Annotated in this window: 6 protein-coding genes; all 6 read left to right on the top strand. The window is 42.4% G+C overall.

Going from position 1 to position 5,374, the window contains the following annotated elements; genetic code table 11:
- The first annotated feature begins 126 nt into the window (after positions 1–126).
- The 6 genes from IM515_RS19770 (at position 127) to IM515_RS19745 (ending at position 5,234) form a co-directional block, all read left to right on the top strand.
- Positions 127–459: a type II toxin-antitoxin system VapC family toxin gene (locus IM515_RS19770; protein WP_346304805.1), complete on the top strand. Its 333-nt coding sequence runs from the start codon at positions 127–129 to the stop codon at positions 457–459.
- Positions 460–1,334: 875 nt separating this feature from the next.
- Positions 1,335–2,963: a hydroxylamine reductase gene (hcp, locus tag IM515_RS19765; RefSeq protein WP_287626982.1), complete on the top strand. Its 1,629-nt coding sequence runs from the start codon at positions 1,335–1,337 to the stop codon at positions 2,961–2,963.
- Between the two features lie 85 nt (positions 2,964–3,048).
- Positions 3,049–3,765 (top strand): bidirectional hydrogenase complex protein HoxU, encoded by a 717-nt coding sequence (hoxU, locus tag IM515_RS19760; RefSeq protein ID WP_002734546.1) that lies wholly within the window; start codon positions 3,049–3,051, stop codon positions 3,763–3,765.
- Between the two features lie 6 nt (positions 3,766–3,771).
- On the top strand, positions 3,772–4,170 hold the full coding sequence (locus tag IM515_RS19755) for a hypothetical protein (RefSeq protein WP_287626981.1): 399 nt from the start codon (positions 3,772–3,774) through the stop codon (positions 4,168–4,170).
- Positions 4,171–4,174: 4 nt separating this feature from the next.
- Positions 4,175–4,639 carry a hypothetical protein gene (locus tag IM515_RS19750; protein ID WP_287626980.1) on the top strand — a complete coding sequence of 155 codons (465 nt, stop codon included), beginning with the start codon at positions 4,175–4,177 and terminating at the stop codon, positions 4,637–4,639.
- Positions 4,640–4,685: 46 nt separating this feature from the next.
- Positions 4,686–5,234, top strand: coding sequence for an NADH-quinone oxidoreductase subunit B family protein (locus IM515_RS19745; RefSeq protein WP_002740992.1), 549 nt, complete (start codon positions 4,686–4,688; stop codon positions 5,232–5,234).
- The last annotated feature ends 140 nt before the right edge of the window (positions 5,235–5,374 follow it).

The following is a 5,374-nucleotide window of genomic DNA, read 5'->3' as shown; positions in this document are numbered from 1 at the left end:
TTCTCTAAGACTTTCCGGTATAGTTCACTTATCATTTTCGTTATTTAGGTCATATATAGTAAATATGACTTATCTTTTTTTGGAGTCTGTGTCTGTATTCCATGCTACATAAGCTTTTCAGCTTGCTTGTCCCCCTGTCAGGCTTTAGAACTGTGTAGAGATCCTAGTAATACGCTGTTACTTAGTATTACAAGTATTTGGGAAATGCAAATCAAACTACAACTAGGTAAACTATCACTCAAGATACCTTTAGCAGAAATGATTAATACTCAGCAGGAAACTAACCAAATTGGCCTTTTATCAATTACAGTCAGCCATGTTTTAGCTTTAAATACTTTACCTAACATCCATAAAGATCCATTTGACCGCTTGTTAGTTGCTCAAGCTAATCTTGAAAATGCTAGACTGATTAGCCATGATTCAATATTAGCAAAATATCCTGTTCAGATAGATTGGTAGATAGGGCTTGCTGAATAAATGTGAAATATAGACGAGGTAAGGGTTTTAGGGTTCTGTTTTGCTCTCACAGGTGCAAGATTTTGAGAGAATCGTCGTTCAAAACCTTGCGTCTTCATCGGCCCGCGTCCTGTAGGGGCGAAGCATTCGGACAATAACCTATCGGTGAAACCGTAGATTTTCTATCCGAATGCTTCGCCCGTACTTTTTCAGCAAGTCCTAGCAATTCTTGGTGGTTTAACCCCCAATTAAATAAAAGATCTGCGATTCCAAGACATACGGAAATTAGGGATATTCTCGCTAATAAAATCTGCAAAGATATCGGAATACCACTAATAAAATAAATCGTTCATCAGTCTTGATGTCAAATATCAGGATCTGGCAAAAACAGATAAAGATTTTGAGCATATTCGGGGAGATGATCTGTTAAGTTAAGTAAATAACAAAAGAGATAACTATCTATGTCGAAAGCAATCCCATCATCACAGTTAGGCGATAATAACTCTTAATTTCCAACTTTCGATCCTAATCAGGAGACCGATTGCTATGACACTGGCAAATACCCACCTAAAAATCGAAAATTTCGCTCATTATATCATAAAAATCACCAAAAATACTTAATTTAATTAAGACAACTAAATAATTGTTTAATCGGTAATTCTTGAGGAAATCTAAAATCAGAACCCAACTGGCAAAAAGAGTGAGAGAATAAAAACATAGTTCAGAGAGTAGAGGCTGTCAAGACAAGCTTTCCAGTCCTAAAATCCATGATTCCTGCCGGGTGAGGGACGATAACTAACTTTCAAAAAAGCAGAATTCAATTTAGTAGAAAAAAATCGCAACAATCTGTCAATCTACTGAAAAAAGAGAGAAAACTTATGTTTTGTGAACAATGCGAACAAACCGCTAGTGGTAATGGTTGTCATCAGTGGGGAGCCTGTGGAAAAAGTCCCGAAGTCAACGCCGTTCAAGACTTATTAGTTTATTGTTTGCGGGGATTAGCATCGGTGGTTTTAAAAGCCAAAGAAGCGGCAATATCTACTCGCGAAGCCGATATTTTTACCTGCGAGTCGCTTTTCGCCACCATGACCAATGTGAACTTCGATCAAAGACGTTTTACCGATTATATTCAGCGTTGTTTAGAGATTCGGGAAAATTTAAAAGCACAATTGGGATCGGTGGACTGGTCTGCACTTGCTAACTATCAGCCTAATTTTAATGAGAGCCTAGTCAGCCAAGGGCAAGAAGTATCCTTAGAACTAATTGAAAAAGTACAGGATCTCGATATTTTTTCCCTAAAGTTAACCGCTATCTACGGAGTTAAAGGTCTGGCTTCCTATACTTTCCACGCTCAGGAATTAGGTCAAGAGGATGACTCAGTTTATCAGGTTATCCAAGAGACTTTAGCGGCGATTGACCGCAGTGATTTAAACCTGAATGATTGGGTGGCAATCTGTCTAAAAGTCGGGGCAGCAAACCTGCGGGCCATGGAATTATTAGATCAAGGTCATACCGAAACCTACGGTCATCCCATACCGACAAATGTTCCCTTAAATCCGCGTCTAGGTAAAGCCATTTTAGTCTCCGGCCATGATATTAAACAATTAGCGGCTTTACTGGCACAAACTGCCAATACTGGGATAACAGTCTATACCCACGGAGAATTATTACCCGCCCACGGTTATCCAAAACTCAAAGAAAAATATCCCCATCTCTACGGTCATTATGGCACCGCCTGGCAAAATCAAACTAAAGAATTTGCTAAGTTTCCGGGGGCAATAGTTTTAACTACTAATTGTCTCATGCCACCCCACGAAAACTATGAAAGTAAACTCTTTACCCTCGGACCTGTGGGTTATGCCCATATTAACCGCTTAGAAACAGTGGACGGTGCGATCGATTTTTGTCCCGTGATTGCTAAAGCGCAGTCATTGCCCGGATTTACTGAAATAAGCGAACCTCGGCAGGTAATGGTAGGATTTGCCCACAATACCGTTCTCAGTGTCGCTGATACGGTGGTTGATGCCCTTAAACAGGGTAAAATCCGTCACTTCTTCCTAGTTGGCGGCTGCGATGGCGCAAAACCCGATCGCAATTACTACACCGAATTCGTGGAACAAGTTCCCGAAGATTGCATCGTTTTAACCCTTGCCTGTGGAAAATTCCGCTTTTTCGACAAACAATTAGGTAGCATCGAAGGATTACCCCGGCTGATGGACGTAGGCCAATGTAACGACGCCTATAGTGCCATCAAAATCGCCCTAGGATTAGCCAACGCTTTTAACGTTAGCGTCAATGAGATTCCCCTCTCCCTAATTATCTCTTGGTACGAACAAAAAGCGATCGCTGTACTGCTCACCCTGCTGCATCTAGGTATTCAAAATATCCGTCTGGGACCAACTTTACCAGCATTTATCTCCCCTAACGTCCTGAAATTCCTCTCCGATACCTATCACCTGCAGCCGATTACCACCCCCGCAAAAGACTTAGCCGCTTGTCTAGGTTAAAACTTTCTGTAAAAATCCCACCCTTGGCCACAAATTGTGGCCTATGGGAAGGAGAGGGATATTATCCTCAAGGAGAATAATTTTTATGTCCGTAATCACTTTAAGCATTGATGGTAAAGATGTAGCGATCGAAGCGGGTTCGCGAGTTCTCGCAGCCGCTAGTCAGGTAGGAATAAAAATTCCTGCCCTCTGTCATCTCGATGGGGTTTCCGAAGTGGCTGCCTGTCGCTTATGTTTGGTCGAAATTGAAGGTATTAATAAATTATTACCCGCCTGTGTAACGGAGGTGGCGGAAGGAATGGTGGTTCATACCGATACCCCAAAACTGAAAGAATATCGCCGCATGACAGTGGAATTATTATTCGCTGAAGGTAATCACGTTTGTGCGGTTTGTGTGGCTAATGGTAACTGTGAATTACAAGATTTAGCCATCGAAGTGGGTATGGATCATAGTCGTTTTCCCTACCGTTTTCCCAAGCGAGAAGTGGATATTTCCCATCATCTTTTTGGTATCGATCATAATCGTTGTGTTCTCTGTACCCGTTGTGTGCGAGTCTGTGATGAAATTGAAGGGGCGCACGTTTGGGATCTGGCTTATCGCGGCGAAAAAGATAAAATTATCGCGGGAATGGATCAGCCTTGGGGCAGCGTTTCCGCCTGTACTTCCTGCGGCAAATGTGTTGCCGCTTGTCCAACTGGGGCAATATTCCGCAAGGGTTCCGCCGTTTCCGAAAAAGAGGAAGATCGATCGAAGTTGGAATTTTTAGTTAACGCTAGGACTGAACACCAATGGACGCGTTAGCGAAAAATGGTAGATTCTCAAAACGTTCGTTGGGGACATCTAGGTATTTATGCCAAGTATCTGCGGGCGGAAATGGCTCTGTATGACGAGATTATGGGGATGAATGAAGATATTCGCTTGATTTCCGATTACTGCGGTATTTCTGCCCAGGAAACTCAACGAGCAAAGGACTACGCTTTCGGTAGCGGTGTCAGTCAGTATGAATTTTGGCCTAGTATTGATATGGCAAAGGCTTGGTTGAGGATGGCGCGAGGACAGGGAACGGCGATCGATCGCGTCTTTCTACAACACGAAATCTTAGAATCGGATTTAGTGATCAATCAGGGTATGAATCAGCCTTCTGCTCACGAAATCGCTCAAGCTCAATATGGTTGGTCTGTCCTACTGCGTCAAGGGAATCAATAATGTTATGAATGATACAAATCTCGAACAGATCTTTCTGCAAGCCTTGGATCGCTGTCTATCCCTGCTGGATTATCAATCTCAACCAACCAATTTAGCTTGGTCCGCGATCGAACTTTTCGCCGAAGTTGGGCGATTTCCCCAGATGCTTCGTCAATTCTGTGATCAATACCGAGAGCGTGTGGCGGCGGCAGATCGGGCGATCGAGGATTACGCCAGTAGTGTGGATAATTGGACAGTCAAGGGGACTATTTTCGGGGCGCAGGATCAATGTAATATCTTGCATTTTTTTCTCAATGTCCACAGGAAAAATTTTAAGTTTTTTAGAGGTGAAAATTGGACACCACAGCTAATCTGTGAATTTTTGCAAGAATGGAAGGGGATCGATCTTTTTTCTTTAATTGCAGATAATCAGGAACTTGTCGAGACAGGCAAAAACCCGCCCCTCGGTAAACAGCCGCTTTTCTATTAGCTAGTAATCACTATTGCCCAAACCTAACAAACAAGGAATTAAAATTATGTCTAAAATTCGCTTCGCTACTGTCTGGTTAGCCGGTTGTTCGGGATGCCATATGTCCTTCCTCGATTTGGACGAATGGCTGTTAGAATTAGCCGAAAAAGTTGACGTGGTGTATAGTCCCGTCGGCTGCGATCTGAAAACCTATCCGGAAAATGTCGATGTCTGTTTAGTGGAAGGAGCGATCGCTAATCAGGATAATTTAGAACTAATTCATCTAGTCCGTCAAAATACCAAAACCGTCGTTTCTTTTGGTGATTGCGCTGTGACTGCTAACGTTCCCGCTATGCGGAATATGTTGGGAACTGCCGATCCCGTGCTAAAAAGAGCTTATTTAGAGTTAGGAGATAACACACCTCAACTACCAGAAGAACCCGGTATCGTTCCCGAATTATTAGATCAAGTGCTGCCCGTCCATCAAGTCATTCCCATCGATATTTTTATGCCGGGTTGTCCCCCCGACGCGGACAGAATTCGCGAGACATTGATTCCGATTTTAAAAGGGGAATTACCGGTGATGGCAGGACGAGAAATGATTAAATTTGGTTAATTGAATCAGTTATCAGTTATCAGTTATCAGTTATCAGTTATCAGTTATCAGTTATCAGTTATCAGTTATCAGTTATCAGTTATCAGTTATCAGTTATCAGTTATCAGTTATCAGTTATCAGTTATCAGTTATCAGTTATC

The organism is Microcystis sp. M44BS1 (assembly GCF_020244875.1).
In the GTDB taxonomy this organism is placed as follows: Bacteria; Cyanobacteriota; Cyanobacteriia; order Cyanobacteriales; family Microcystaceae; genus Microcystis; species Microcystis panniformis.
The sequence above is the reverse complement of the archived record's forward strand: the minus strand, read 5'-3'. Positions and strand labels throughout refer to the sequence as shown.

Bases quoted from the DNA above. Each gene is read 5' to 3' on its own strand.
- hcp (WP_287626982.1), top strand. From the start codon at position 1,335: ATGTTTTGTGAACAATGCGAACAAACCGCTAGTGGTAATGGTTGTCAT.
- hoxU (WP_002734546.1), top strand. From the start codon at position 3,049: ATGTCCGTAATCACTTTAAGCATTGATGGTAAAGATGTAGCGATCGAA.
- IM515_RS19755 (WP_287626981.1), top strand. From the start codon at position 3,772: ATGGTAGATTCTCAAAACGTTCGTTGGGGACATCTAGGTATTTATGCC.
- IM515_RS19750 (WP_287626980.1), top strand. From the start codon at position 4,175: ATGAATGATACAAATCTCGAACAGATCTTTCTGCAAGCCTTGGATCGC.
- IM515_RS19745 (WP_002740992.1), top strand. From the start codon at position 4,686: ATGTCTAAAATTCGCTTCGCTACTGTCTGGTTAGCCGGTTGTTCGGGA.